This is a genomic window from Sandaracinus amylolyticus (genome assembly GCF_000737325.1).
GTDB classification, from domain to species: Bacteria; Myxococcota_A; Polyangia; order Polyangiales; family Sandaracinaceae; genus Sandaracinus; species Sandaracinus amylolyticus.
This window is the reverse complement of the sequence record NZ_CP011125.1, coordinates 5,723,097-5,746,414: the sequence shown is the minus strand read 5'-3', so window position 1 is coordinate 5,746,414 and position 23,318 is coordinate 5,723,097. Positions and strand designations below refer to the sequence as shown.

Annotated in this window: 22 protein-coding genes and 2 tRNA genes; 8 read left to right on the top strand and 16 right to left on the bottom strand. The window is 72.2% G+C overall.

Annotated features, from left to right (window positions below; genetic code table 11):
- Window positions 1–29: 29 nt before the first annotated feature.
- Complete coding sequence (locus tag DB32_RS24255) at window positions 30–818, bottom strand: EscT/YscT/HrcT family type III secretion system export apparatus protein (RefSeq protein WP_053235018.1); 789 nt, start codon at window positions 816–818, stop codon at window positions 30–32.
- A 14-nt stretch (window positions 819–832) separates the two neighbouring features.
- Window positions 833–1,102, bottom strand: coding sequence for a flagellar biosynthesis protein FliQ (fliQ, locus tag DB32_RS24250; RefSeq protein WP_053238936.1), 270 nt, complete (start codon window positions 1,100–1,102; stop codon window positions 833–835).
- Window positions 1,103–1,322: 220 nt separating this feature from the next.
- On the opposite strand from fliQ, the gene DB32_RS24245 reads away from it, so the two are divergent.
- The 3 genes from DB32_RS24245 (at window position 1,323) to DB32_RS24235 (ending at window position 4,238) form a co-directional block, all read left to right on the top strand.
- A complete protein-coding gene (locus DB32_RS24245) occupies window positions 1,323–1,865 on the top strand; it encodes a hypothetical protein (RefSeq protein WP_157069347.1) in 543 nt (180 codons plus the stop codon).
- Between the two features lie 118 nt (window positions 1,866–1,983).
- Entirely contained in the window at window positions 1,984–3,951 is a 1,968-nt protein-coding gene (locus DB32_RS24240; protein ID WP_053235016.1) for an aconitase family protein, read from the top strand.
- A complete protein-coding gene (locus DB32_RS24235; RefSeq protein ID WP_053235015.1) occupies window positions 3,951–4,238 on the top strand; it encodes a hypothetical protein in 288 nt (95 codons plus the stop codon). The genes DB32_RS24240 and DB32_RS24235 overlap by 1 nt, the downstream gene beginning before the upstream one ends.
- Before the next feature lie 164 nt (window positions 4,239–4,402).
- Here DB32_RS24235 and DB32_RS24230 read toward each other — a convergent pair whose 3' ends face one another.
- Window positions 4,403–5,470, bottom strand: coding sequence for a hypothetical protein (locus DB32_RS24230; RefSeq protein WP_053235014.1), 1,068 nt, complete (start codon window positions 5,468–5,470; stop codon window positions 4,403–4,405).
- Window positions 5,471–5,519: 49 nt separating this feature from the next.
- Complete coding sequence (locus DB32_RS24225) at window positions 5,520–6,287, bottom strand: ABC transporter ATP-binding protein (RefSeq protein WP_053235013.1); 768 nt, start codon at window positions 6,285–6,287, stop codon at window positions 5,520–5,522.
- Window positions 6,288–6,358: 71 nt separating this feature from the next.
- Here DB32_RS24225 and DB32_RS24220 point away from each other — a divergent pair, with 71 nt between their 5' ends.
- Window positions 6,359–8,728 carry a sulfatase-like hydrolase/transferase gene (locus DB32_RS24220; RefSeq protein ID WP_053235012.1) on the top strand — a complete coding sequence of 790 codons (2,370 nt, stop codon included), beginning with the start codon at window positions 6,359–6,361 and terminating at the stop codon, window positions 8,726–8,728.
- A gap of 347 nt (window positions 8,729–9,075) precedes the next feature.
- On the opposite strand, the gene DB32_RS24215 is transcribed toward DB32_RS24220, so the two are convergent.
- Window positions 9,076–9,768: an SOS response-associated peptidase gene (locus DB32_RS24215; RefSeq protein ID WP_053235011.1), complete on the bottom strand. Its 693-nt coding sequence runs from the start codon at window positions 9,766–9,768 to the stop codon at window positions 9,076–9,078.
- Between the two features lie 71 nt (window positions 9,769–9,839).
- Here DB32_RS24215 and DB32_RS24210 point away from each other — a divergent pair, with 71 nt between their 5' ends.
- Window positions 9,840–10,772: a VWA domain-containing protein gene (locus DB32_RS24210; RefSeq protein ID WP_053235010.1), complete on the top strand. Its 933-nt coding sequence runs from the start codon at window positions 9,840–9,842 to the stop codon at window positions 10,770–10,772.
- Here DB32_RS24210 and DB32_RS24205 read toward each other — a convergent pair.
- Complete coding sequence (locus DB32_RS24205; RefSeq protein WP_075097608.1) at window positions 10,682–11,146, bottom strand: response regulator; 465 nt, start codon at window positions 11,144–11,146, stop codon at window positions 10,682–10,684. The two genes, DB32_RS24210 and DB32_RS24205, sit on opposite strands and share 91 nt — an antisense overlap.
- A 65-nt stretch (window positions 11,147–11,211) precedes the next feature.
- On the opposite strand from DB32_RS24205, the gene DB32_RS24200 reads away from it, so the two are divergent.
- Both DB32_RS24200 and DB32_RS48480 read left to right on the top strand, forming a co-directional pair.
- A complete protein-coding gene (locus DB32_RS24200; RefSeq protein WP_169791536.1) occupies window positions 11,212–11,676 on the top strand; it encodes a response regulator in 465 nt (154 codons plus the stop codon).
- Window positions 11,677–12,405: 729 nt separating this feature from the next.
- The gene (locus tag DB32_RS48480) at window positions 12,406–13,326 is read left to right on the top strand and encodes a serine/threonine-protein kinase (RefSeq protein WP_053235007.1); all 921 of its coding nucleotides are present in this window, start codon (window positions 12,406–12,408) and stop codon (window positions 13,324–13,326) included.
- On the opposite strand, the gene DB32_RS24190 is transcribed toward DB32_RS48480, so the two are convergent.
- Window positions 13,302–13,760, bottom strand: a complete 459-nt coding sequence (locus DB32_RS24190; protein WP_053235006.1) for a GNAT family N-acetyltransferase — start codon at window positions 13,758–13,760, stop codon at window positions 13,302–13,304. The genes DB32_RS48480 and DB32_RS24190 overlap by 25 nt on opposite strands.
- Window positions 13,761–13,864: 104 nt before the next feature.
- Between DB32_RS24190 and DB32_RS24185 the strand changes: the two genes are divergently transcribed.
- The gene (locus tag DB32_RS24185) at window positions 13,865–14,353 is read left to right on the top strand and encodes a DUF1579 family protein (RefSeq protein WP_053235005.1); all 489 of its coding nucleotides are present in this window, start codon (window positions 13,865–13,867) and stop codon (window positions 14,351–14,353) included.
- 9 nt (window positions 14,354–14,362) lie between these two features.
- On the opposite strand, the gene catA is transcribed toward DB32_RS24185, so the two are convergent.
- The 9 genes from catA to DB32_RS24140 form a co-directional block, all read right to left on the bottom strand.
- Entirely contained in the window at window positions 14,363–15,016 is a 654-nt protein-coding gene (gene catA, locus DB32_RS24180) for a type A chloramphenicol O-acetyltransferase (RefSeq protein ID WP_053238935.1), read from the bottom strand.
- 76 nt (window positions 15,017–15,092) lie between these two features.
- Window positions 15,093–15,166, bottom strand: a tRNA-Arg gene (locus DB32_RS24175).
- Window positions 15,167–15,252: 86 nt separating this feature from the next.
- A tRNA-Pro gene (locus DB32_RS24170) sits at window positions 15,253–15,326 on the bottom strand.
- A 66-nt stretch (window positions 15,327–15,392) separates the two neighbouring features.
- Window positions 15,393–16,007: an RdgB/HAM1 family non-canonical purine NTP pyrophosphatase gene (gene rdgB / locus DB32_RS24165; RefSeq protein WP_053235004.1), complete on the bottom strand. Its 615-nt coding sequence runs from the start codon at window positions 16,005–16,007 to the stop codon at window positions 15,393–15,395.
- Window positions 16,007–16,759, bottom strand: a complete 753-nt coding sequence (gene rph / locus DB32_RS24160; protein WP_053235003.1) for a ribonuclease PH — start codon at window positions 16,757–16,759, stop codon at window positions 16,007–16,009. The genes rdgB and rph overlap by 1 nt, the downstream gene beginning before the upstream one ends.
- A 57-nt stretch (window positions 16,760–16,816) precedes the next feature.
- Window positions 16,817–18,796, bottom strand: a complete 1,980-nt coding sequence (locus DB32_RS47030) for a sensor histidine kinase (RefSeq protein WP_157069344.1) — start codon at window positions 18,794–18,796, stop codon at window positions 16,817–16,819.
- Window positions 18,793–21,582 (bottom strand): tetratricopeptide repeat protein, encoded by a 2,790-nt coding sequence (locus DB32_RS24150; protein ID WP_169791535.1) that lies wholly within the window; start codon window positions 21,580–21,582, stop codon window positions 18,793–18,795. Before DB32_RS24150 ends, DB32_RS47030 begins: the two co-directional genes overlap by 4 nt.
- A 91-nt stretch (window positions 21,583–21,673) precedes the next feature.
- Complete coding sequence (locus DB32_RS24145; protein ID WP_053235000.1) at window positions 21,674–22,756, bottom strand: 6-phosphofructokinase; 1,083 nt, start codon at window positions 22,754–22,756, stop codon at window positions 21,674–21,676.
- Window positions 22,756–23,298: a hypothetical protein gene (locus DB32_RS24140; RefSeq protein WP_053234999.1), complete on the bottom strand. Its 543-nt coding sequence runs from the start codon at window positions 23,296–23,298 to the stop codon at window positions 22,756–22,758. Before DB32_RS24140 ends, DB32_RS24145 begins: the two co-directional genes overlap by 1 nt.
- Window positions 23,299–23,318: the final 20 nt, after the last annotated feature.

Below are 23,318 nucleotides of genomic sequence, written 5' to 3'. Positions count from 1 at the left end.
CATACCGAAGATGCGCGCGCGCCGATCCCTCACGGAGCGAGATCGCGCACCAGGATCTCGGCTCCGTCGATGGCGCGCCGCATCGGCTCGGGCAGGTGCGGCACGAGCACCGCGAGCCCGAGGAGCACCGCGGCGAGACCCGCGGCGGCGCGCAGCGGGATGAACGCGATCGGCGCGGAGACCGCGGGCGCGAGCCGGCTCGCGACGCCGAGCAGCACCTCGAGCGCGATCAGCGCGATCGCGGCCGGCGCCGCCAACGCGACGGCGAGCGTGAGCGCGTGGGTGACGATGCGCGCCGCGCCGAGCGCGACCTCGGCGAGCTCGACCGACGCGATCGCCGCGCCCGGAGGCACCGCGACGAGGCCCTCGCCGAGCGCGGCGATCACCAGCCGGTGCCCGCCGAGCCCGAGGAAGATCACGGTGCCGAGCAAGAGGTGGAGCTGCCCGAGCGGGCTCGTCGCCTCGCCCTGCGCGCCCGTGATCTCCGAGCCCATCGCCGGCGCGCGCATCGCGTCGATCACGCGCCCTGCATGATCGAGCGCGATCAGCGGGATCGCGGTCGCGATCGCGAACACGAGGCCGATCGCGCCTTCGCGAAGCGCGAGCGCGGCGAGCGCGAACGTGCTCTCGGGCAGCGCCGGCGCGACCGAGAGCCCGAGCGGCGTGAGCGCGACGGTGAGCACGAGCAGCAGCGCCGCGCGCAGCGCGGGCGGCGTGTCGCGCAGCGCGAGCCACGGCACCACCACCGTCAGCGGCGCGACCCGCGACGCGACCAGGATCGCGACACCGATCACCCGCGCGTCGAAAAGCTCGGGCATCACCGCACCTCGCCTCAGTGGACCAGGCGCGGGATCGCGAGCCAGAGCTCGGACGTGAAGCGCACCACCTCGCCGCTCATCCACGCGCCGACGAGCGCGAGCGTCAGCGCGACCGCGACGAGCTTCGGCACGAACGAGAGCGTCGGCTCCTGCACCTGCGTCACCGCCTGCAGGAGCGCGATCGCGAGCCCCACGACGACGCTCACCGCGAGCGCGGGACCGGACACGAGGAGCACGAGGTAGAGCGTCTCCGCGGTCAGGCGCGCGAGATCGGCGGCGTTCACGCGCGCCAGGCTACCACCGCGAGGAACGCCGCACCTCGCGACGACACGCGGCGCCTCGTGCGCACAGTGGACCGAGACATCGCGCCGCGCGCCGACCTGGGGCGCGCGCCCGCGATCCACCTACGCGGGAGCACGTTCGGCGAGTGCTCCAGCGGGCACTTACGTTGCAATCATGCGCTCTCAGCGGCGCGGGGGCGTCGCCGACACAAGGAGCTCGGGGATGAATCGAACGACGAAAGTCGCTCTCGTGATGGCCGCGGTGTGCGCGCTCTTCGGCTGCACCGGCGAAGCGGTCGGGCGCGTCGGCGCCGCGCACCTCGCGGTCGACGCCGGTCGCGTCGACGACGATGCGGGCCCGCCGCCGGTCGTGTGCACGCTGACGCAGGGCTACTGGAAGAACCACGCGGAAGACTGGCCGGTGAGCTCGCTGGTGCTCGGCGGCGAGGTGTACACGCAAGCGCAGCTGCTCACGCTGCTGCGCACGGCGCCGCGTGGCGATGCGAGCCTGATCCTCGCGCACCAGCTCATCGCGACGCTGCTCAACGGCGTCGACGCGTCGATCGCCGACGAGGTCGCCGACGCGCACGCGTGGCTCGCGGACAACGCCGACGGCGACGGCCGGCTGCCGTTCGGCACCGCGTCGGGCAGCGACGCGCACGAGGACGCGACCGACATCGCCGACGCGCTCGCGGACTACAACGAGGGCGTGACCGGGCCCGGTCACTGCGGGCGCGCCCCGGTCCAGGTCGTCGCGCCGCAGTGAGCGAGGATTCGGCGCCGCCGCGCTCCCTCCGAGCGCGGCGGCGCGCTCCGCTCCTCGTGCGTCCGCGCACGCGCTCGCTTGTGGCCAGACCCGCGAACGCTCTACGAATTCCGCCTCGATGGCACGCCCCGACCGCTTTCGCTCCAACGGCCGCGTCCTCTTCCTCACCGAAGACGCCGAGCTGCTCCGACGACAACTCGCGGGCGAGACGGTGCCGCTCGACACGCTGCTCGCGGCGAAGCTGATCGACAACATCTCGACCGACGAGATCACGCCGGGCTGGGTGTGCTTCCACTACGACGAGACGCTCGGCGAGTACTCGCTCGTCGGCCTCCGCGGTGGGCTCTTCGATCGCAGCACGCTGAAGAGCGGCCGGTTCGACGTCATCGTCAGCGGCGAGAGCAAGGGCTGCGGCAGCTCGCGCGAGCAGGCGCCGTACAGCGAGCTCGCGGCGGGCGTGAAGCTCGTCATCGCGCGCAGCATCGAGAAGATCTACGGGCAGAACTGCCAGAACATCGGGCTGCTCACCTCGACCGACTTCTCGCTGATCCCGCGGCTCGCGCGCGGCGAGGAGATCGCGATCGACGAGTTCACGAGCGGGCTCGATCCGATCAGCGCCGACATCGTCCGGGCGGGCGGGCTCTTCGAGTACAACAAGCTCCGCATGGCCGGCGAGCGCACGCCGCCCGCGATCACGACCGCGCCGCGCCCGATGACGATGGTCGAGAAGATCATCGCCGCGCACGCGGTCGTCGACGCGAAGACCGGCACGCTCGGCGTGCCCGCGGTGAAGCCCGGCGACGCGCTCTTCGTGCGCACCGACGTGCGCTTCTCGCACGAGTACGTCACGCCGATGGCCGACGCGCTCTTCGTCGCCGCGCTCGGCAAGGACGCGAAGGTCGCGGAGCGCGAGAGCGTCTTCACGTTCCGCGATCACCTCACGTTCCTCGGCGACGTGATGGACGAGAAGAAGAAGTCGATGGGCCTGCTCGATCGCGCGAGCGGCCTCGCCGACACCCAGGAGCGCTTCGCGAAGAAGCACGCGCTCAAGCTCTACGGCGAGGTCCCCGCGGGCGGCTCGGAGGCCATCTGCCACAACGCGGTGATCGAGGACATCGCGCTCCCCGGTCAGATCGTCACCGGCACCGACTCGCACACCTGCATGGCGGGCGCGCTCGGCTGCTTCGCGTTCGGCGTCGGCAGCACCGACATGGCCAACGCCTGGTACACGCGCGACGTGCGCGTGAAGGTGCCCGAGACCGTGCGCTTCGTGCTGCGCGGCTCGCTGCGTCCCGGCGTGAGCGCGAAGGACGTGATGCTGCACATCCTCGCGCAGCCGTTCTTCCGCACGTCGCGCGGCATCGGGAAGGTGCTCGAGTTCGCGGGCGAGGGCCTGCAGGCGCTGCCGATGGACGAGCAGGCCACGCTCACGAACATGGCGGTCGAGGCCGGCGGCTTCACCGGCATCCTCGAGCCGGGCGAGGTCGTGGTCGACTACCTCGCGTCGATGCGCGGCCTCTCGAAGGACGCGATCCGCGCGCGCATCGTGACGAGCGATCCCGGCGCCGAGTACCTCGACACGTTCGACATCGATCTCGCCGACGTGCCGGTGATGGTCGCGACGCCGGGCGATCCCCGCAACGGCGTGCCGATGCAGCAGCTCGAGGGCGACGTCGCGATCGACATCGCGTACGGCGGCTCGTGCACCGGCGGCAAGAAGGTCGACATGGACATGTACGCGCTCGTGCTGCGCAAGGCGCTCGCGCGCGGCCAGAAGATCGCGAGCGGCGTGCACTGCTACATCCAGTTCGGCTCGCAGCACATCCGTCGCTACGCGGAGCAGCAGGGCTACGTCGACGTGTTCCGCGAGGCGGGCGTCGAGCTCATCAACCCGTCGTGCGGCGCGTGCATCAACGCGGGGCCGGGCTCCTCGGCGAAGAAGGAGCAGGTCACGGTCAGCGCGATCAACCGCAACTTCCCGGGCCGGAGCGGGCCGGGGAAGGTCTACCTCGCGAGCCCGCTGACGGTCGCGGCGAGCGCGGTCGCGGGCCGCATCGTCGATCCGATCGCGTTCCTCGAGGGCTGATGCGCGCGCTCGGGTGCCTGCTCGTGCTCGGCCTCGCGGCGTGCGGCGGCGGCGTCGATCCGTACTGCAGCTCGGTCGACGACCCGACCGGGCGCGGCATCGCGCTGTGTCGCCAAGGGAGCGAGACGCCGGTGTGCGACGACGCGGACGACACGGCGCGCTGGGAGCGCAGCGGCGGCGTGGTGCGGCTCATCGGAGGCACGCTCGCGTTCTGCGACGAAGCGCGCGAGGTCGTCTGCACAGATCGCAGCACCGCGCCGTACTGTCTGCCCGAGCTCCGGGACTGAGCCTTCGGAAGGGGTCATGGATGACCCGTTCCCCCGACCGGCAAAGCCGGATCGGGTCCCCCATCCCCGAACACTGCGCGCGGGGCCCCAGCCCCGCTTGCTTCTTGCCCGACGGGCCGAGCTGCGAGCTCGCAGAACGATGTGCGAGCTCGCGATCGCGCCGCTCAGCCGAAGTAGATGCAGCAGCCGGTCAGGCAGTAGTAGCCGCCGGGGCACGCGGGATCGGTGGGCAGGCCGCAGGGCTGGCGATCGTCCTCGCAGCGCGGCGGGGGCGGCGGGCCCGCGTCGGTCGGCGTCCCCGCGTCGCGCGGGCCGGCGTCGATCGGGTTGCCTGCGTCGTCGCGCGGGACGCCCGCGTCGCTCGGCGGCGGCGGCGGGAAGCAGTCCGCCGGGATCGTCGCGGGATCACGGCCGAGGCAGAGCTCGCAGCGACCGCAGTCGTTGAAGCAGTCCATGTTGGGCGTGCAGCGGCGGCACGACCCGTAGTTGTGGTCGAGCGCTTCCTCGACGGTGCACGCAGGCTGGCCGGTCTCGGGCACCGAGCCGATGAACACCCAGTTGTCGCCGGTGCCGCCGATGTCGCAGCAGCCGAAGCAGTCACAGCCGTTCGGCACGAGCGGCCCGCAGAAGTCGAGGCACGCCGCCGACTGCTCGGTCTCGCAGGTCCGGCGGTCGTCGTACGGGCACGTCGGGTTCGCGGGACGCGAGCCCGGGCTCAGCGGATCGCACGGCAGGTCGTAGCTGCAGTCGTCGTTGCCGTCGCCCGAGTCCTGATCGAAGTAGCAGTCGCGCGTGCACTGCTCGCCGATGCCGGGGATCGCGGGATCGAGCCGGTCCTCGCTGTTGTCGCAGGGCCCGAGGCAGTCGGGATCTTCGCTGTCCGACAGGCCGTCGCCGTCGTCGTCGAGGCAGTTGCCGCAGAGGTAGAGCCGGCCCTGGCACTCGGCCTGGACGCACGCGACGATCGCGCCGTCGGGCAGCAGGATCCCGCCGTCGACCTCGACGAACCCGGCTTCGCCGAAGATCGCGCCGTCGAGCCCCGTGCCGCCATCGCCGTCGACGGTGGCGTCCATCCCGCCGCCGCCACCGCCGTCCGTTCCGTCGCCGCCGGCGTCGATGCCGCTACCACCGGCGTCGCCGTCGTCCCCGTTCCCGTCTTCGTTCGAGCACCCTGGCGCGACCGACGCGAGCCCCAGCAGCGCCGCCATCGCGACCAGTCCGATCTTCCGCATGCGGGCTCCATGACCGGCGGACGTGACCTCCTTCACGTCCGCAGCGGGCTCACGGAGCCATGCTCTCGCGCCGGTTCCTCATCGCGTGCTCCGCCGCGCGAACGAACGGCGCGAGCCGCTCCTCGTGCTTCGCGCGCAGCACGTCCGGCGGCGCGGCATCGGTGATGCGCCCTTCGTGCAGCAGGGCGAGCCGATCGCTGATCGTGAACGCGCTCGCCATGTTGTGCGTGACCATCACCGTCGTGATCTTCAGCGTGTCCCGCAGCGCGAGGATCAGCCGGTTCACGCGCGTGACGTTGATCGGATCGAGGCCCTCGGTCGGGTCGTCGTAGAGCAGCACGTCGGGCCGCATCGCGATCGCGCGCGCCAGGCCCACGCGCTTGCGCATGCCGCCGCTGAGATCGCCCGGCGCCATCTGCTCGATGCCGGGAAGGCTCACCTGTGCGAGCGATTCCGACACGCGCTGCGCGATCTCCGGCTCCGGCAGGAGGCGCTGCTCGCGCAGCCCGTACGCGACGTTGTCGAACACGGTGAGCGAGTCGAAGAGCGCCGACGCCTGGAACTGGATCCCGATGCGCCGCCGCACCTCGATCCAGTCGCGCTCGTGGAGGTGCGTCACCTCGCGACCGTCGAACGTGATCGTGCCCGCGTCGACCGGCACGAGGCCCATCATGATCTTGAGCAGCAGGCTCTTGCCGGTCGCCGAGCCGCCGATGATCGTCAGCAGCTCGCCCGCGTTCACGTCGAGATCGATCCCGCGCAGCACCTCGTGCTCGCCGAACGCCTTGCGGACCCCGCGGATCTCGATGAGCGCCACGCGCGATCGGTAGCACGGCGAGCGCCCCGTCGGGCGTGGCCCGGGCGCGCTCGTGGGGTAGTCTCGCGCGCGTGTCGAATCGAACGCTGCGCGCGCTGGTGATCGCGAGCTCGACCGCGATCGTGTCGTCCATCGTGGTCTCGTGTGGATCGTCGAGCGCAGGCTCGTCGTCGTCGGCGACGCCGAGCGCACCGACCGCCGCCGCCGAGACCGAGGCGACACCGGCCGAGCCCGGCGCCGCGCCCGCCGCGACCGCGCCGAGCGCCGCCGCGGCGCCCGAGCGGGTGCGCGTCCGCTACGACCTCGCGGCGCACCTCGAGCGCGTCGAGCTCAGGCAGGGCGACGCGCAGGTCGTCGACTTCGGCGTGCCAGCGGGCTCGATGTACACGCTCGGCGGATGGCGCACGCGCGTCGGGCGTGATCGCGTCGAGGGCGACGTCACCGCGAGCGTGATCGAGAACGTGACCGGCTTCGTGCTCGTGCCCTCCGACGTCGCGGGGCCGCGCACGCTGCGCATCCGGGCGCGCGCGGTGCGCGACGGACGCGTGACCGTGTACGTCGACGGCGAGACGATCGGCTACGCGACGCTGCCGACCGACGGCACGTGGGGGATGATCGAGGTCGCGCTGCCCGCGGAGCGCCTCCGCGTCGGCGAGAACAGCGTGCAGCTGCGCGTGTCGCGCACGGGATCGCTCCCCGGGGTCCCGAGCGCGGGCCTCCTGCTCGACTGGATGCGCCTCGGGCCCGCCGACGATGCGCACGCGAGCGAAGGACCTCCCGTGCAGCTCGCGCGAGGCGAGGGCGAGGCGCGCGCGCTCGCGATCCCCGACGGCTGGACCGCGGGCTGGACGATGGAGGTGCCCGAGGCCGCGCGCCTGCGCGGGATCGCGCGCGGCACCGGGCGCATCGAGGTGATCGCGCACCGCGACGGCGAGGCGCCGCGCACGATGGGCACGGTCGAGGCGAGCGCCGACGGTCGTCCGTTCGATCTCGATCTCGCCGCGGTCGGCGCGAACATCGCGCGGCTCGATCTGCGCGCGACCGGCGACGTCACGCTCACGCGCCCCGCGGTCGTCACGCTCGACGCGCGCCCGCTGCGCTCTGCTTCCGACGAGCGGCGCCCGCGGCTGCGCAACGTGCTCGTCTATCTCACGGACACGCTGCGCGCCGACAAGCTGCGCCCCTATCGCGCGCAGACGCGCGTGCGCACGCCGGCGCTCGACGCCTGGGTGCAGAACGCGGCGCTGATGCTGCGCGGTCACTCGCAGGAGAACTGGACCAAGCCGAGCGTCGCGACGCTGCTCTCGGGGCTCTATCCGTGGGAGCACAACGCGACGACCGAGGACGCGATCATCCCGAGCAGCGTGCAGCTGCTGAGCGAGCGCCTGCGCGAGAGCGAGTACTACAGCGGCGCGTTCGTCGCGAACGGGTTCTGCTCGGATCGCTTCGGCTTCGAGCAGGGATGGAACACGTTCCGCAACTACATCCGCGAGGGGCTGCGCTCGCAGTCGCAGTTCGTCGCGGCCGACGTGCTGCAGTGGCTCGATCGTCGCCCGCAGGACCAGCCGTTCTTCCTGTACGTGCACACGATCGATCCGCACGTGCCGTACATGCCGCCCGCCGAGGCGCTCGCGATGTACGACCCGAACCCGTACTCGGGCATCGTCGACTTCGGTCGCGATCGCGAGCTGCTCGAGGGGATCAAGATCGGCCGCATCCGCCTCAACGCGCGCGACCGCGAGCGCCTCGAGGCGCTCTACGACGGCGAGATCACGTACCACGACACCCACTTCGGCTCGATCATCCAGGCGCTCGAGGCGCGCGGGATCGCCGACGAGACCATCGTCGTGTTCACCGCGGATCACGGCGAGGAGTTCTGGGATCACGACTCGGTCGGCCACGGGCACAGCGTGTTCGAGGAGCTGATCAACGTGCCGCTGATCCTGCGCATCCCCGGCGTGACCGACGGCGCGGTGACGATCGAGGACTCGGTCGGTCTCGTCGACGTGCTGCCGACGATCTTCGACGCGCTGGGCATGCCGATCCCGAGCGATCTCTCGGGCGAGTCGTTCCTGCCCCAGCTGCTCGGCGCCAGCGCGGACGCGCCGCGCTTCACGGTGACGGGCTTCATGGACGGCTGGCGCGCGATCAACGTCGGTCGCCTCAAGCTGATCCACCGCACCGAGCGGCGGATCATGCTCTACGATCTCGTCGCCGACCCCGACGAGACGCGCGACCTCGCGGCGGACCATCCGATCGCGGTGCGCTACGCGCGCGGCCTGCTGGGGCTCGGTCTCTCGGGCGCGACGCGTCCGCCCGAGCGCCGTCGCAGCGCGCCGGTGCGCCAGGAGCGTATCGAGATCGACGCGACCACGCGCGCCCAGCTCGAAGCGCTCGGCTACGCCGGCGCGTCGCGCCCCCAGGCGCCGCCCGAGGATTGAGCGCCGGCTGCGTCGAGATGTGCCCGATCGAGCTGGCGCTCGGTCGGGCATGGGTCGAGGTATGTCGGACCGAGCTGGAGCTCGATCGGGCATGGGTCGAGGTATCGCGGGCCGAGCTGGAGCTCGAGCGGGCGATGGGTCGAGGTATGTCGGACCGAGCTGGAGCTCGATCGGGCATGGGTCGAGGTATCGCGGGCCGAGCTGGAGCTCGATCGGCGGTGGGTCGAGGTATCGCGGGACCGAGCTGGGGGCTCGATCGGCGATGGGTCGCGGTATCGACGACCGAGCTGGAGCTCGATCGGCGATGGGTCGAGGTATGGCGGGCCGAGCTGGAGCTCGTCGGGCGCTCAGCGCAGGCGCTCGTCGTCGAGCGGCACGATCAGCGACGGATCGTCGTTCGCGACGCTGCCGACCTTCGTGCTCACCTTGAACGCCTCGAGCGCGACCGGCTCGGCGCGCTGGATCGCGCGGATGACCTCGCGCGCGTCCTGCTCGTCGGGCGACAGCCAGCGGTCGCGCAGGGCAGGGGGCACGATCATCGGCATGCGATCGTGGATGTCCGCGACCGGCGCGATCGGCTTCGTCGTGAGGATCGCGAAGCTCGGGATGCGCTTCGTCTCGTCGCCGACCCCGCCCTGCCAGATGTCCCAGATGCCGGCGAACGTGATGAGCCCGCCGCCCACCGGGCGGAAGTGGTAGGGCTGCTTCTTCGTGCCCTCGCGCTTCCACTCGTAGAACCCGTCGGCGATCACGAGGCAGCGACGGCGCGACGCGCTCTCCGCGAACGCACGCTGCGTCGCGACGCCCTCGGCGCGCAGGTTGATCCAGCGCGCGCCCGCGGCCTTCGGGCTCTCGCTCTCCGCCGGCACGAGCCCGAACCGCGCGAGCCCGATGCGCCGCTCCTCGCGCTCGATCGCGATGGGCGCGTCCTCGGTCGGCGCGAGGTTGAAGCGCGGCTCGATCGCGTCGATCGTGAGCACCGCGCGCAGCTCGTCGGCAGCTTCCTGGGCCTGGATCGCGACCGTGTAGCGCCCGCACATGTGCGATCGATCATGCGCCCGGGCGGGGCCCGCGCCCAGGGCCCGCGAGGCGGCGTAGCATCGCGGGCACCATGTCGAAGCGCAGCGCCCTCGTGATCACAGTCGTCGCGTCGATCCTCGGTGCGTGCACGTCGCGCGGCACACCGGGTCGCGAGGCGACGTTCGCCGAGTGCACGAACGGCGTCGACGACGACGACGACGGCCTCCTCGACTGCGCCGACACGACGTGCGGCGCGCACTGCGAGGGCGGCAACGGAGGCGGCGACGCGAGCGTGCCGCGCGACTCGGGGCCGCGCGTCGACGCGCGCATCACGTGCGACGCGCCGCTCGACGTCGTGTTCGTGATCGACGTGAGCACGTCGATGCGCGAGGAGGCGGAGCGCCTGCGCACCGGCGTCGAGTCGATCTGGAACGCGGCGCAGGACCTCACGAGCAACACGCAGTTCGGGCTCGTGGTGTTCGTCGACGACGCGGTCGCGGTGAACGGGTGCAGCCCGTTCGCGTCGATCGCGAGCCTGCAGAGCGAGCTGATGCGGTGGCGCGACTTCTGCGCGTCGAATCGCTCGCCCTCGAGCGATCTGCAGAACACCGACTGCACCGAGAACTCGCTCGACGCGCTCCACCTCGCGGCGACGACGTGCCCGTGGCGCGCCGGCGCGACGCGCGTGATCGTGCACGTCACCGACGACACGTTCGCCGAGCGCCCGCAACGGCTCAGCGACGCCGTCACCGTGCAGCACACGTACGCGGAGGTCGCGAGCGAGCTCGTCACGCGCGAGCTGCGCGTCGGCGCGTTCGCGGTGCCGGGCGCGGGCGAGCCGTGCGGCGCGGGCTCGAGCCCCGACGTCGGTCGCGGCTTCCACGCGCCGTTCGGCGCGATGCCGTCGCTCCCGATGCAGACGCGGGGGCGCGCCTACGATCTGCGCGCGGTGCGGAGCGGCTCGCTCGACATGGCGGCGTCGATCACCGAGCTGCTCGCGGACGAGTACTGCACGCTCTTCTGACGCGAGATCGCGACCAGCGCGCCGAGGATCTGCTCGGCGCTGCAGGGCTTGCGGAGGGTCGCCGCGAAGAGCGCGCGATCGGTCGGCGAGAGCGCCTCGAGATCCCCGGTGTGCAGCACGAAGGGCGGCGCGTCGTCGCCGAGGAGCGCGCGCACGCGTCGACAGAGCTCGATGCCGTCGATGCCCGGCATGAGCAGGTCGGTGATCACCACGTCGGCGCCGTCTTCGCAGATGCGCTGCAGCGCGGCCTCGGGCGACGTGAAGCTGCGGATCTCGAAGCCCAGCCCACCGAGCAGCCCGAGCATCGCGCGGAGCACGCGCGCGTCGTCGTCCACCAGCGCGAGCCGCGCCGGTCCCTCCCCAGTCCCGTTCATCCTCGAGGCCCCTCCCGTGCGGGCGCAGCATCGACCCCGCCGCACTGCGTCACAAGAGTCGGCGCGTGACGGACGTCGAAAGAAAGCGCAATGGGGCGTTGTGGCGCGAAACGTGGCGTTTACGTGCATCCAGCGTGGAACGACGGGAGCTCGACGGTGTGACCGTCCTGGTGATCGACGATCACCTGGACAGCCTCGAGGTCGCCGAGATCGTCCTGGAGCGCGCGGGCGCGCGCGTGCTCGCCGCGCCGAGCGCGGAAGCGGGGCTGCGCTTCCTCGATACACAAGCGATCGACGTCCTCGTCTGCGACCTGTCGATGCCACGCGTGGACGGATTCGACGTCGTGCGGGCGGTGCGCGCGCGCAAGGACGAGAAGCGGTCGTTGCCCGCGATCGCGGTGTCGGGGAGCGGCGTGCACGACGCGGGACGGGCGATCACGGCCGGGTTCGACGCGCACGCGACGAAGCCGATCGCGCCGGAGGCGCTGGTGGCGCACGTGCGGCGGCTCGCTGATCGGCCGGCTGCGTAGGATCTCCGATCTCCGCGCGGGGCGAGGCTTCGGTGTGGGGCGCGGGGAGGGGTCCCGTGCTCGGACAGTCCTCGCGATCCGACCTGCTGCGGGTGTCGCGGCTGGCGAGCGGGATCTCGTCAGCGCGTGCGCTTTGCGCGCGCGCTGACTCGCATTCGGGGAACGTCGCGGAGGCTGGGTGGCGCTGCGGAACTGCGCGCGGGACCCCTCCCCGCGCCCCGGCTGGTAGCGCTTCGGCCGCGCGCGGAGGTGGACGCCGCTCGGTGTGATGGATGGACGCGTTCTCGCGCGAGTCCGCTTCGCGGGCTCGCGCGAGAACGCGGACCGGCTCGCCCTTCGGGCATCGCGGCCGCATTGGACGGCTCGCCCTTCGGGCATCGCGGCCGAGTTGGACGGCTCGCCCTTCGGGCATCGCGGCCGATTGGACGGCTTGCCCTTCGGGCATCGCGGCCGATTGGACGGCTCGCCCTTCGGGCATCGCGGCCGAATTGGACGGCTCGCCCTTCGGGCATCGCGGCCGATTGTTCGGCTCGCCTTCGAGCATCGCCCCCATCACTGCGGCGATCAGCGCAGCTGGCGGACTCGAACGATCGCCTCCCTTCCTCCTCTGCGCTTCTGCGCTCCTCAGAAATTCCGCTTCCGCTACGCGCGCTTGCGCTCGCCCACTCCGCGTCGAAGGTTGGTGCCGTCGCCGTCCTTCTCGGGCGACGGATTGGAGTCGTCCCGCGCGTGCTCTCGAAGGTGCCTCCCACGCCCGTCCTCGAGCGCCGCATCGGAGATCTCGTGAAGCGTCGCTATCGCCTCAGCGCCCTCATCGGCGCGGGCGGACAGGGCGCGGTGTATCGCGCGACCGACCTCTTCGAGGGAGACGAGGTCGCGGTGAAGGTGCTGCACGAGGAGAGCGAGCGAGACCCCGTCGCGCGCGAGCGTCTCTTGCGCGAGGCCGAGGCGCTGATGGTCACGCGCGGGACCGCCGCGGTGCAGGTGCTCGATCAGGGCTTCTCGAGCGATGGGCGCCTCTGCCTGGTCACCGAGCTGCTCGAGGGATGCGACCTCGAGGACTCGCTGCTTCGCATCGAGGAGCAGGGGCGCTCCTTTCCCGCGAGCGATCTCGTGTGGCTCTTCGAGCCGCTCGTGACGACGCTCGAGCGCGCGCACGCCGCGCACATCGTGCATCGCGATCTGAAGCCCGCGAACGTGTTCCTCGACGAGCGCGACGGGCGCATCCGCGTGCGCCTGATGGACTTCGGGTTCGCGAAGTTCCAGCGCCTCAAGCGCCTCACGCTCGACGGCTTCGTCGCGGGCTCGCCGAGCTACATCGCGCCCGAGACGTGGCTCGAGCGCACGCCCGCGCCGAGCGTCGACGTCTACGCGCTCGGCGCGCTCATGTACCGCACGCTCGCGGGTCAGCCGCCGTTCTCGGGCGAAGGGCTCATGGCCGTCGTTCGCGCAGCGACGAGCGCGCCGCGACCGAGCCTCCACGCGCTGCGTCCCGATCTGCCGCGCGACGTCGACGCGTGGGTGCAGCAAGCGCTCGCGATCTCGCCCGAGGAGCGCTTCCAGACGCCGCGCGCCGCGTTGTACGCGCTGTGCACCGCGCTCGGGCTCGAGCACGGAGCGCCCGCTCAGCGGAGCGCGGGCCACACGTAGCGCACGTCGGGCGCGCGCTCTTCGTTGCCGGCGCCATCGGTGCGCTCGGCGACGACGAAGCCGTGCTGCTCGTAGAAGCGCTGCGCGCGCACGTTGCTCTCGAACGTCCAGAGCTGCAGCCCTCGAGGCCGTCGCGACTTCGCGAGCGCGACGAGCTGCGAGCCGATCCCGCTGCGCGTGTGATCCGCGTCGACGTAGAGCTGATCGATCCACGCGCCGTCGAGCACGAGGAGCCCGAGCGAGCGCCCGTCGAGCGCCGTCGCGAGCCACACCTCGCGCGTCGGGATCACGACCGTGCGCATCCACGCGCGGACCTCGTCGTCGGTGTGCGCAGGGGGCGGGATCGCGTCGCCGGCGCCGCGGCGCGCCCGGAGCAGGAGCTCGGCGGCGTCTGCGGCGTCGCCGGGCCCCGCGGGTCGGATGGTGATGCGCATCGCTGGGGAACCCGAGGAGTTTCGCGCGGATGGGTAGCAGGTCGCGCTGCGCTGACCAGAGGCCGCGCTCGCCTCCGCGCGGTTCGTCGTCTAGAGCGCGTCGGATGGAGACCGCACCCTTCGACGCCACGCCGCACCACCAGCGCCTCGCTCGGCTCGTCGGCCGCTGGCGCGGGGTCGCGCGCACGTTCTTCGAGCCCAGCAGCGCGCCCGAGGTCGCGCCGTGGGACGCGACGATCGAGCTCCTGCTCGGCGGACGCTTCCTGCGCATGCGCTACGTGTCGCGGGTGATGGGCAAGCCGATCGCGGGCGAGCTCACGATCGCGCGCGAGATCGGTGAGCGCCGCTGGCTGATGTCGTGGATCGACAGCTTCCACACGAGCCCCGCGATCCTCGCGTCGGAGGGCGCGCGCGACGACGAGGCGATCCGCGCGAGCGGGACGTACTTCGCGGGCGAGGGCCATCCGCGCTGGGGCTGGCGCACCGAGGTCCACGACGAGCGCGCGCCCGCGTCGCTGCGGATCGTGATGACGAACATCTCCCCGGAGGGCGAGGAGAGCGCGGCGATCGAGATCGAGCTCGAGCCCGGCTGACGGGGCGCGCTACAGCCACGCCTCGTGCTCGGCGGCGAGCTCCTGGAGCGCGGCGACGAACCGGCTCGCATGGAAGCCGTCGCAGACCGCGTGGTGCACCTGGATGGCGACCGGCAGCAGCGTGCGCCCGTCGCGCTCGACGTAGCGGCCGAGCGTGAAGATCGGCGCGACGTGACGGATGGCTCGCGGGATGTCGAGCGTGAACGCGGAGAACTCGAGCCACGGGATGCTCGACACGTCGAAGCTGTTCGGCGGTCGGCCCTCCTTCGGGAAGAAGCGCGTCGCGCGAGCGTGCTCGGCGATGTCCTTCGTCGCCGCGTCCTCGAAGGCGCCGAAGTCCGCGTCGTAGCGGGTCCAGATGCCGGAGAACGTCTCCGCCTCCGCGTTGAACACCGTGTACGCGGGGTGCAGCTCGTCCCACACGCCGAGCGCTCCGTCGGCGTCGAAGCCCATCCGGAATTCGCGAAAGCGCTGCACCGTCGTCGCGAGCATCCAGAGCTGCGCCGGATAGGCCTTGCGGCCGCGACCCGTGAGCGCGCTGCGGAGCGACGTGATGTCGACGTGCACCGTGAAGCTGTACGTGCACGGCACGCGATCGATGTAGTGCTCGAAGTGCTCGGCGCGATTCCACGTGCCGAGATCGATGGCGCGGAATCCCGTCATCGCGTCCTCCTCCCCTGCGCATCGCATCTCGTGCAGGGCCGGGCCCGCGACGACCGAATCGCAGGAGAACTACGGACGCGCCCGGGAGGGCTCGAACCTCCGACCGTCGGCTTAGAAGGCCGCTGCTCTATCCAGCTGAGCTACGGGCGCTCTGGTCTTCTCTCTGTACCGCGTGGCGGATCGGGTCGCGAGTTCTCGATTCCGGGCCGGCGCCACTCGGCACCATTCCGGAGGACTCGGGGTGGAGGGATTCGAACCCCCGACGACGAGCACCCAAAGCTCGTGCACTACCAGGCTGTGCGACACCCCGGAATGGTCGCGGAGGATAGCCGCTCCCATGGATCTTGTCGCGTGCTACGAGCGGCGCTTCCAACGATCATCGACCTGCTCCGAGGTAGGCCGCGAGGCGCTCGCGCATGCGCGCACACGCGCGTCCACGGTGGCTGATCGCGTCCTTCGCGGTCGCCGAGAGCTCGGCCATCGTCGCGTCTCCGTCCGCGGGCACGAACACCGGGTCGTAGCCGAACCCGCCGCTGCCGCTCGGCTGGTGCGCGATGCGACCCTCGCAGCGGCCTTCGGTGAGCTCGACGCGCGCGCCGAGCGCGCCGCGGGGATCGGCGAGGGCGAGCACGCAGCGGAAGCGCGCGGTGCGACGCTCGTCGGGCACGTCGGCGAGCGCCGCGAGCAGCTTGCGCACGTTCGCCTCGGAGCCGCCCGCGCCCGCGTAGCGGGCCGAATAGACCCCGGGTGCACCGTCGAGCGCGTCGACCTCGAGCCCGCTGTCGTCGGCGATCGTCATGCATCCCGACGCGGCGGCCTGGGCCTCCGCCTTCAGGATCGCGTTCGCCTCGAACGTGTCGCCCGTCTCTTCGACGTCGGGGAGACCGAGCTCGTCGGCGGAGACGAGCTCCACGCCGAGATCGCCGAAGATGCGGCGAAACTCTTCGAGCTTGCCGCGGTTCTTCGTCGCGATGAGGAGCTTCGTCGTCATCACCGCACGAGCTTGTCGAGCGAGGTGCCGGCGCGCGCGAGCGCTTCGCTCTGCGACGCGAACAGCGAGGGCATCGACGACATCGCGAGGTCGACCAGCGCGGTCCAGCGATCGCGCGGCACCGGTGCGCCCTCGGCCGTGCCCTGCACCTCGACGATGCCGCCGTCGCCCATCGCGACGACGTTGAGGTCGACGTCGGCCTTGCTGTCCTCGACGTACGCGAGATCGAGCAGCGCGCTCGGTCCCACGATGCCCGCGCTGATCGCGGCGACCGGACCGCGCAGCACGCCCGCGCCGATCACGCCCTTGCTGCGCAGCCGATCGAGCGCGAGCGCGAGCGCGACGAAGCCCCCGGTGATCGACGCGGTGCGCGTGCCGCCGTCGGCGTCGAGCACGTCGCAGTCGACGGTGATCGTGCGCTCGCCGAGCTTCTCGAGGTTCACCGCGGCGCGCAGCGAGCGGCCGATCAGGCGCTGGATCTCCTGGGTGCGCCCGTCGATGCGGCCCTTGCGGCCATCGCGATCCTGGCGCTGCGGGTTCGCGCGCGGATGCATCGCGTACTCCGCGGTGACCCAGCCCTTGCCGCTGCCGCGCAGCCAGCCCGCGACGCCCTCGTCGATCGACGCCGCGATCAGCACGCGCGTGCCGCCGCACGCGTAGAGCACCGAACCCTCGGGGTTGCGCTGCACGCCGGTCTCGATGGTCACGGGCCGGAGCGCGTCGGCGCTGCGTCCGTCGGTGCGGCTCGTCATCTTCGGGGAGCTCCGTGCGAAACGGTCGAGCGAGGTACCACGAATGGACCCTTCGCGTCACGCGTGATCGTCGATCACCGCAGGCTGCACGGGTCGCTCGTTCGCGGGCGCGTGCACTTCCGGGAACCACATGACGAACGTCGTGCCACCTTCGGCGCCGTCCTCGCACCGGATGTGCCCGCGGTGCGCGACGACGATCTGTTGCGTGAGCGAGAGACCGAGCCCGGTGCCGCGCTCCTTCGTCGAGAAGAAGAGATCGAACACGCGGCCGCGCCGCTCGGGCGGGATGCCCTCGCCGCGATCGGCGATCGTGATCTCGACGCCGTGCTCGAGGGTCGCGCGATCGTCGGCGCGTCGCACGCCGAGCGTCACCGGCCCGCCTTGAGGCATCGCCTCGCGCGCGTTGCGGATCAGGTTGAGCAGCGCCTGGCGGATCTGCGCCTCGTCGGCGGCGACGAGCGGGAGATCGGGCTCGACGCGCACGTCGATGCGGCACTGCGCGGCGACGAGCTCGCGCTCGACGAAGCGCGCGACCTCGGTCGCGACGGCGCCGAGATCTTCGTGCGTGAGCAGCGGGGCAGGCAGGCGCGCGAGCCGCAGGTACTCCTCGGTGATCCCGGTGAGCCGATCGATCTCGCGCTGGATCGCGCGCAGCGGAGCGGCGACCTCGGGGCCCGCGCCCGAGAGCTCGTCGGCGAGCACCTCGACGTTCAGGCCGATGCTCGAGAGCGGGTTGCGCACCTCGTGTGTGACGTGCGCGGCCATCTTGCCCATCGCGGCGAGGCGCTCGGTCTGGATGAGGCGCGCCTTCGTCGCGAGCTCCTCGGTGACGTCGTCGGCGACGACGAGCACCGGGATGCGCCCGTCGAGCGCGTCGGTGCCGAAGGGGCTCACGCGCACGTCGACGTGGCGCGGGGGCTCGCCTGCGAGCGTCGCGCCGTGGAGCGCGACGGGCTCGCCGCCGATCGCGACGCGATCGATCGCGTCGTCGAGGCCGGCGAGCCGCTCGACGAGGCCGGTGTCGTCGAGCGGACGATCGATCGCGCTGCGACCGATCCCGAGCACGGGATCCGCGGACTGGTTCGCGGCGCGCACGCGACCCTCCGCGTCCACCACGACGACCGCGGAGCGCAGGCTCGCGACGATGCGCTCCTGGATGCGCTGCAGCTCGCGCACCTCGCGATCGCGCGCGGCGACCGCGTCGACCATTCGCTCGAATTCCTGGGCGAGACGGCCGATCTCGTCGTCGCGCCGGGTGTCGAGGCGGTTCGAGAGATCACCGCGCGCGACGGCGACGACACGCGCCTGCAGCTTCGGAAGGGGCGCGAGGAGTCGCTGCGACCACCACGTGACGCCGAGCCCCGCGAGCAGCGCGAGCAGCGCGAGCACCGCGATCTCGATCACGGAGCGGCGCTCCTGCTCGGCGGCGCTGCGGCTCGTCTCCTCGAAGCGCGACTCGACGCGGTTGCGCGTGACGAGCAGCTGCCGCGCGATCTGCGCCTCGCGACGGACGATCTCCGCGTGCAGCTCGACGGCGCGCGCGCGATCCCCGCGATCGAGCGCGGCGAAGAACTCGCCGTAGAGCGAGTCGCTGCGCTCGTACGCCTGCTGGATCTGCTCGAGCGTCTCGCGCACCGAAGCGAGCGTCGCGCGATCGGGCTCGGGGCCCTCGAGGCGCTCGACGCGCTCGACCGCGGTGAGCGCTTGCGAGAGGCGACGCGGGCCGACCTGACGCGCGGCGCTGATCCAGCTGCGCGTGCGTCGCGACTCGCGCTCGTCGAGCACGTACTCGAGCATGTTGTTGACGACGGCGCCGTTCGCCTGCGCCTCCGCGATGCGCATGACGAGCGGGACGTACGCCTCGTGCAGGAGGCGCAGGTTCTCGGAGGTGCGCTGGTGCTGCACCAGGCTGGTCCCCGAGACGACGCCGAACGCGACGAGCACGCTCGCGAAGGCGAGGAAGATCCGGGTCGGGATCGTCAGGCGCGCGCGCTTCATCCGCACGGCCGTTCTAGCCTCATCGCGCGACGCGTTCACGGGGGCAGCACGGCGGCGGCCTGCGCGGCGAGCGCGGGCTCGGCGGCGATCGCCGCGGCGAGGGACTCGCGCGCCTCGCGCGCACGCCGCAGCGCGACGAGCGCGCGCGCCCTCGCGAGGTGCACCGGGCCGGGCGTCTCGACCTCCGCGGCGAGGGCGAGATCGAGCTCCGCGAGCGCGTCGCGCGCGCGCCCCGCGTGCAGCAGCGCCTCGCCGTGCAGCCAGCGCCCGCGCCCGTTCTCGGGATCGACGAACACGACGCGCGGCCCGACGGCGAGGAGCGCGTCCCATGCGCCCGCCTCGTGCAGCGTCTGCATCAGCGCGGCGAGCGCGCCGCGATCGTGCTGATCGAGCGCGACGATGCGCTCGAGCGCGCGCCGGCGGAGCGCGGCGTCCTGGCTCGACTCCGCGAGCTGCGCGAGGCCGTGCCATGCATCGAGCCGCTCGGGATCGATGCTCGCCGCGGCGTCGAGCGCAGCGCGGGCGGCGGTGGTGTCGCGGCGCGCGAGCGCGGACTGCGCGGCGAGCAGGCGCACTTCGTATCCGTCGTGGCCGCTCGCGATCAGATCCGCGATGTGCGTGTCGAGCTCCGCCGCGTCGCGACGCGCGAGCGACGTGCGTGCGAGCACGAAGCGCGCGATCGGCTGGTGGGGATCGATCCGGATCGCCTCGATTGCCGACTGCGTCGCGCCGGCGACGTCGCCGTGCGCAGCGAGACCGGCCGCGAGCTCGGCGTGCGCGATCGCGTCGCGCGGCGCGCTGCGGACGCGCGCGCGGAGGCCCTCGACGTCGAGATAACGCCCGAAGTCGACGGCGAAATCGCGCGCCCGCGCCGCGAGCCGGGTGCGCTCGTGGACGCGCCACTCGCGATCGAGCTCGTCGATCGACACACCGAGCGCGCGCTGCACCACGTCGGCGCTGCTGCGTCCCTCGCCCCAGCCGCGCAGCATCGCGACGACGCGATCGAACCCGAAGCGATCGACCATGTACCCGACGAGCCGCGAGCTCGCGTAGTACGCGGTCATCACGTCCTCGGCGCTGCGCGCGTGGGTGAACGCGGAGTTCAGATCGCGCACCGGCGGCAGGCGATCGAGCGCGAGCCAGAGGCGATGGTCTTCCTCGCGACGCCACTCGGGGCGCGCCATCACCGTCTCGTGCTCCGCGAGGCCCTCGGTGAACCAGCGCGGCACGCGGTTGCGCGAGAGCTGGATGTGGAAGACGTGCGCGAGCTCGTGCGTCGTGATCTGACCCCAGTCGAACGCGCCGCCGCGCGGGCTCAGCGCGGTGACGACCTGACCGAAGCACACGCCCTGCACGCCCGCGTTCGGCAGCCCCGAGGTGCGCACGCTGAAGTGCTGCGAGCTCGCGAACATCTCGATGTGCACCGGCTGTCGCGGCGTGAAGCGATACCGGCGGCGCATGTCGTCCCACGCGCCGCGGAGCGTCGTCGTCACGGCGCCTTCGATCAGCGGGCGCTCCTCGCGATGCATGCGCAGCACGAACGGGCGCGCGTCGAAGCGCTCGTAGTGCGGCGTGATCACGTCGTCCCAGAGGTTCAGCGTGTTGAACACGCGCGCGTCGAAGCGATCCCTGCGCCATGCCTCGCGCAGCGCGGCGAGGCCGTCTTCTTCCTCGCCCATGCGCAGCAGGTTGAGGCCGAGCGTCGCGTGGGCGCGCGCGTCCTCGGGATCGATGCGTAGCGCGCGGCGCGCGAGCTCGACGACGTCGGGATAACGATGCTCCCAGTCCGCGTGATCCGCGACGATGCTGTAGAGCTCGGCGTAGCGCGGGTTGCGATCGAGCACCGCACGCACGGCCGCGTCGAACGCGCTCTGGTTGCCTTCGACGAAGCGCACCGCGGCGCGCACGGAGAGCGCCTCGAGATCGTTCGGGTCGATCGCGAGCGCCGCGTCGAGGTGCGCGTCGGCGCGCGCGATGTCGACGTCGCGCAGCGCCATGCCCGCGCGGGTGACGTGCGCCGCGACGAGGTTCGGATCGACCGCGAGCGCCGCGCTCAGCTCGCGCTCGGCGCCCGCGAAGTCGAACGACTGCTCGAGCAGGATGCGCGCGCGGAGCAGGTGCGCGCGTGGATGATTCGGGCTCACGCGCAGCGCGTCGCTCACGCACTCGTCGGCGTGGCCGAGATCGAACTTCGAGAGGAAGAGCGTCGCCCACTCGAGCTGGGTCTCGACGCGATCGCGCGCGACGCGCGTGGCCTCGCGGAACGCGTCGTTCGCGTCGTGCGGGCTCTCGAGCATCGCCGCGGCCATGCCGACGTACGTGAGACCTTCGCCGTCGCGCGAGGTGATCGTTCCGTCGTTGTACGCGCGCACCAAGCGCATCAGCACCGTGCGCGCCTCGCTCTCGCGGCCGCGCCGCAGGAGGAGACGTCCGAGCATCACGCGCGCGCGATGCGCGATGGGCTCGCTCGCGACCTCCTCGAGCACGCGCTGCGCCTCGTCGAGACGGCCGCGCGCCATGTGCGCCTCGCCCGCGAGCGTGCGCGCCGCGATCCTCGACGACGCGCTCCGCGCCGCGGTCTCCGCGCTGCGCTGCGCTTCGTCGTGACGTCCGGTCTCGAGGAGCACGCGCGCGAGCGCGAGCTGGGCCTCGGGGCTCGCGATCGCGCGCAGCGCCGTCTCCGCGGTGCCGTACTCCCCGCGATCGAGCGCGCGGAGCGCATCCGCGAGCGGGGTCGCGGGGCGCTCCTGTGCGGCGCCGAGGGGCGCGAGCGAGATCGCGACGAGGACGAGGAGGGCCGAGAGCGCGCGTCGCGTGCGAGGCATCGATCTCACGATCATACGGCCCGTGCGCCGGGTTCGCTCGGCGCCGCACCTACGCGATCGGTGAGCCTCCACGCGGCGGTCGCGCGGTCGGTCAGATCGACAGCACGCCCGACACGCGCTGCATCATCGCGACGCGCGCCTGGGTCACCGGGCTGCGGCCGTCGAGCAGCTTCTCGGTCTCTTCGAGCACCGCCGCGAGCGGCCAGCGCGTCACGCTGCGATCCGGCGTCGCGATCCCGCCGGGGAGCGGCGACTGCCACGCGACCATCTCGTCGGTCGCGCCGGCCGCGAGCGCGTCGATCGCCGCGAGCGCGAAGCGGCCCGCGATCATGCGATCGAGGAAGCTCGGGTTCCCGCCGCGCACGAGATGCCCGAGCACCGTCGCGCGGATCGACACCTCGCCGAGCTCCGGCTCGAGCACCTCGGTCAGCCGTCGCACGAGCCGCGTGCACGGGACCTCGACGCCCTCGGCCTTGATCACGAGGACGCGCTGCTTGCCGCGATCGGCCTCGAACGAGCGGCGGATCAGATCCGCGACCGACCCGACGATCGCGTCCTCGTCGCGGCCGTCCTCGCGGTAGAGCGCCGCGTCCGCGCCCGCCGCGATCGCGCTCGCCATGCACAGATAGCCCGACTGCCGGCCCATCACCTCGACGACGAACGCGCGACGATGCGCGCGCGCCGTGTCGCTGATGCGATCACACGCCTCCACGATCGTGTTGAGCGCCGAGTCCACGCCGATCGCGCTCGCGGTGCACCCGATGTCGTTGTCGATCGACGCGGGGATCCCGACCACCTTCGCGCCGTGCTCGGTCGCGAGCGCGTGCGCGCCGGTGAGCGATCCGTTGCCGCCGATCACCACGAGCCCGTCGAGCTCGCGCAGCGCCTCCGCGCCGCGCGCGCGACCCTCGGCCGTGTAGAACGCCTTGCAGCGCGCCGATCCGAGGATGCTGCCGCCGAGGTGGCCGCACACGTCGACCTCGTGCGTGGGCGCGAGCCCGCCCTCGGCCTTGCGCGTCAGCGCGCGCCAGCTGCGATCGAGCAGCCCTTCGTACCCGCGCTCGATCCCGACGACCTCGATGCCGCGCTGCGCCGCGATCAACGTCGCCGCGCGCACCGCCATGTTCATGCCGGGCGCGTCGCCGCCGGACGTCAGGATGCCGACGCGACGCATCAGCGCTCGTCTCGCTCTTCGCGCGACGTCTTCTTGTCGCCCTCGAGGCCCGCGGGCTCTTCGTCGATGTCGTCGAGCAGGCGGTTCATGAGCCCGTCGATCATCAGATCGCGCTGGTGCTCCTCGATGCGCCCCTCGATCCAATTCCCGCGGATCTGCTCGTACTTCACGCGGTACTCGCCGAGCAGCTTCCGATAGCGCTCCTGCTGCGCCCAGATGCGGCGGTGGTTGCGCGCGTAGACCGCGCCGAGCGACGCGATCGACACGCCCGTGAGCACGAGCCCGATCGGCCCGCCGACGAGCAGACGCAGCGCGACCACGACCGCCGTCGCGCCCGCCGCGCCGGTGAGCACCTTCTTCCCGGTGCCCGGCGCGGTCACTCCGCCCCACGCGACCTCCCACGCCTCGCGCGACGCGAGCAGCAGCGCGACGAAGTGCACCTGGTTCTTCCGCTGAGCCCAGTAGGTCTCGATCGCGGTCTTCAGGAATCCGTCGTACGAGGCGTACTTCGGGCCGGGTTTGCCCGGGGTGGGTTCGCTCATCGCCCGAACGTACCACTTCG

Bases quoted from the DNA above. Each gene is read 5' to 3' on its own strand.
- catA (WP_053238935.1), bottom strand. From the start codon at position 15,016: ATGACGGGATTCCGCGCCATCGATCTCGGCACGTGGAATCGCGCCGAG.
- rdgB (WP_053235004.1), bottom strand. From the start codon at position 16,007: ATGACGACGAAGCTCCTCATCGCGACGAAGAACCGCGGCAAGCTCGAA.
- DB32_RS24235 (WP_053235015.1), top strand. From the start codon at position 3,951: ATGCGCGCGCTCGGGTGCCTGCTCGTGCTCGGCCTCGCGGCGTGCGGC.
- DB32_RS24150 (WP_169791535.1), bottom strand. From the start codon at position 21,582: ATGCCTCGCACGCGACGCGCGCTCTCGGCCCTCCTCGTCCTCGTCGCG.
- rph (WP_053235003.1), bottom strand. From the start codon at position 16,759: ATGACGAGCCGCACCGACGGACGCAGCGCCGACGCGCTCCGGCCCGTG.
- DB32_RS24245 (WP_157069347.1), top strand. From the start codon at position 1,323: ATGAATCGAACGACGAAAGTCGCTCTCGTGATGGCCGCGGTGTGCGCG.
- DB32_RS24230 (WP_053235014.1), bottom strand. From the start codon at position 5,470: ATGCGGAAGATCGGACTGGTCGCGATGGCGGCGCTGCTGGGGCTCGCG.
- DB32_RS24215 (WP_053235011.1), bottom strand. From the start codon at position 9,768: ATGTGCGGGCGCTACACGGTCGCGATCCAGGCCCAGGAAGCTGCCGAC.
- DB32_RS24210 (WP_053235010.1), top strand. From the start codon at position 9,840: ATGTCGAAGCGCAGCGCCCTCGTGATCACAGTCGTCGCGTCGATCCTC.
- DB32_RS24190 (WP_053235006.1), bottom strand. From the start codon at position 13,760: ATGCGCATCACCATCCGACCCGCGGGGCCCGGCGACGCCGCAGACGCC.
- DB32_RS24145 (WP_053235000.1), bottom strand. From the start codon at position 22,756: ATGCGTCGCGTCGGCATCCTGACGTCCGGCGGCGACGCGCCCGGCATG.
- DB32_RS24205 (WP_075097608.1), bottom strand. From the start codon at position 11,146: ATGAACGGGACTGGGGAGGGACCGGCGCGGCTCGCGCTGGTGGACGAC.
- DB32_RS24240 (WP_053235016.1), top strand. From the start codon at position 1,984: ATGGCACGCCCCGACCGCTTTCGCTCCAACGGCCGCGTCCTCTTCCTC.
- DB32_RS24255 (WP_053235018.1), bottom strand. From the start codon at position 818: ATGCCCGAGCTTTTCGACGCGCGGGTGATCGGTGTCGCGATCCTGGTC.
- DB32_RS24185 (WP_053235005.1), top strand. From the start codon at position 13,865: ATGGAGACCGCACCCTTCGACGCCACGCCGCACCACCAGCGCCTCGCT.
- DB32_RS24140 (WP_053234999.1), bottom strand. From the start codon at position 23,298: ATGAGCGAACCCACCCCGGGCAAACCCGGCCCGAAGTACGCCTCGTAC.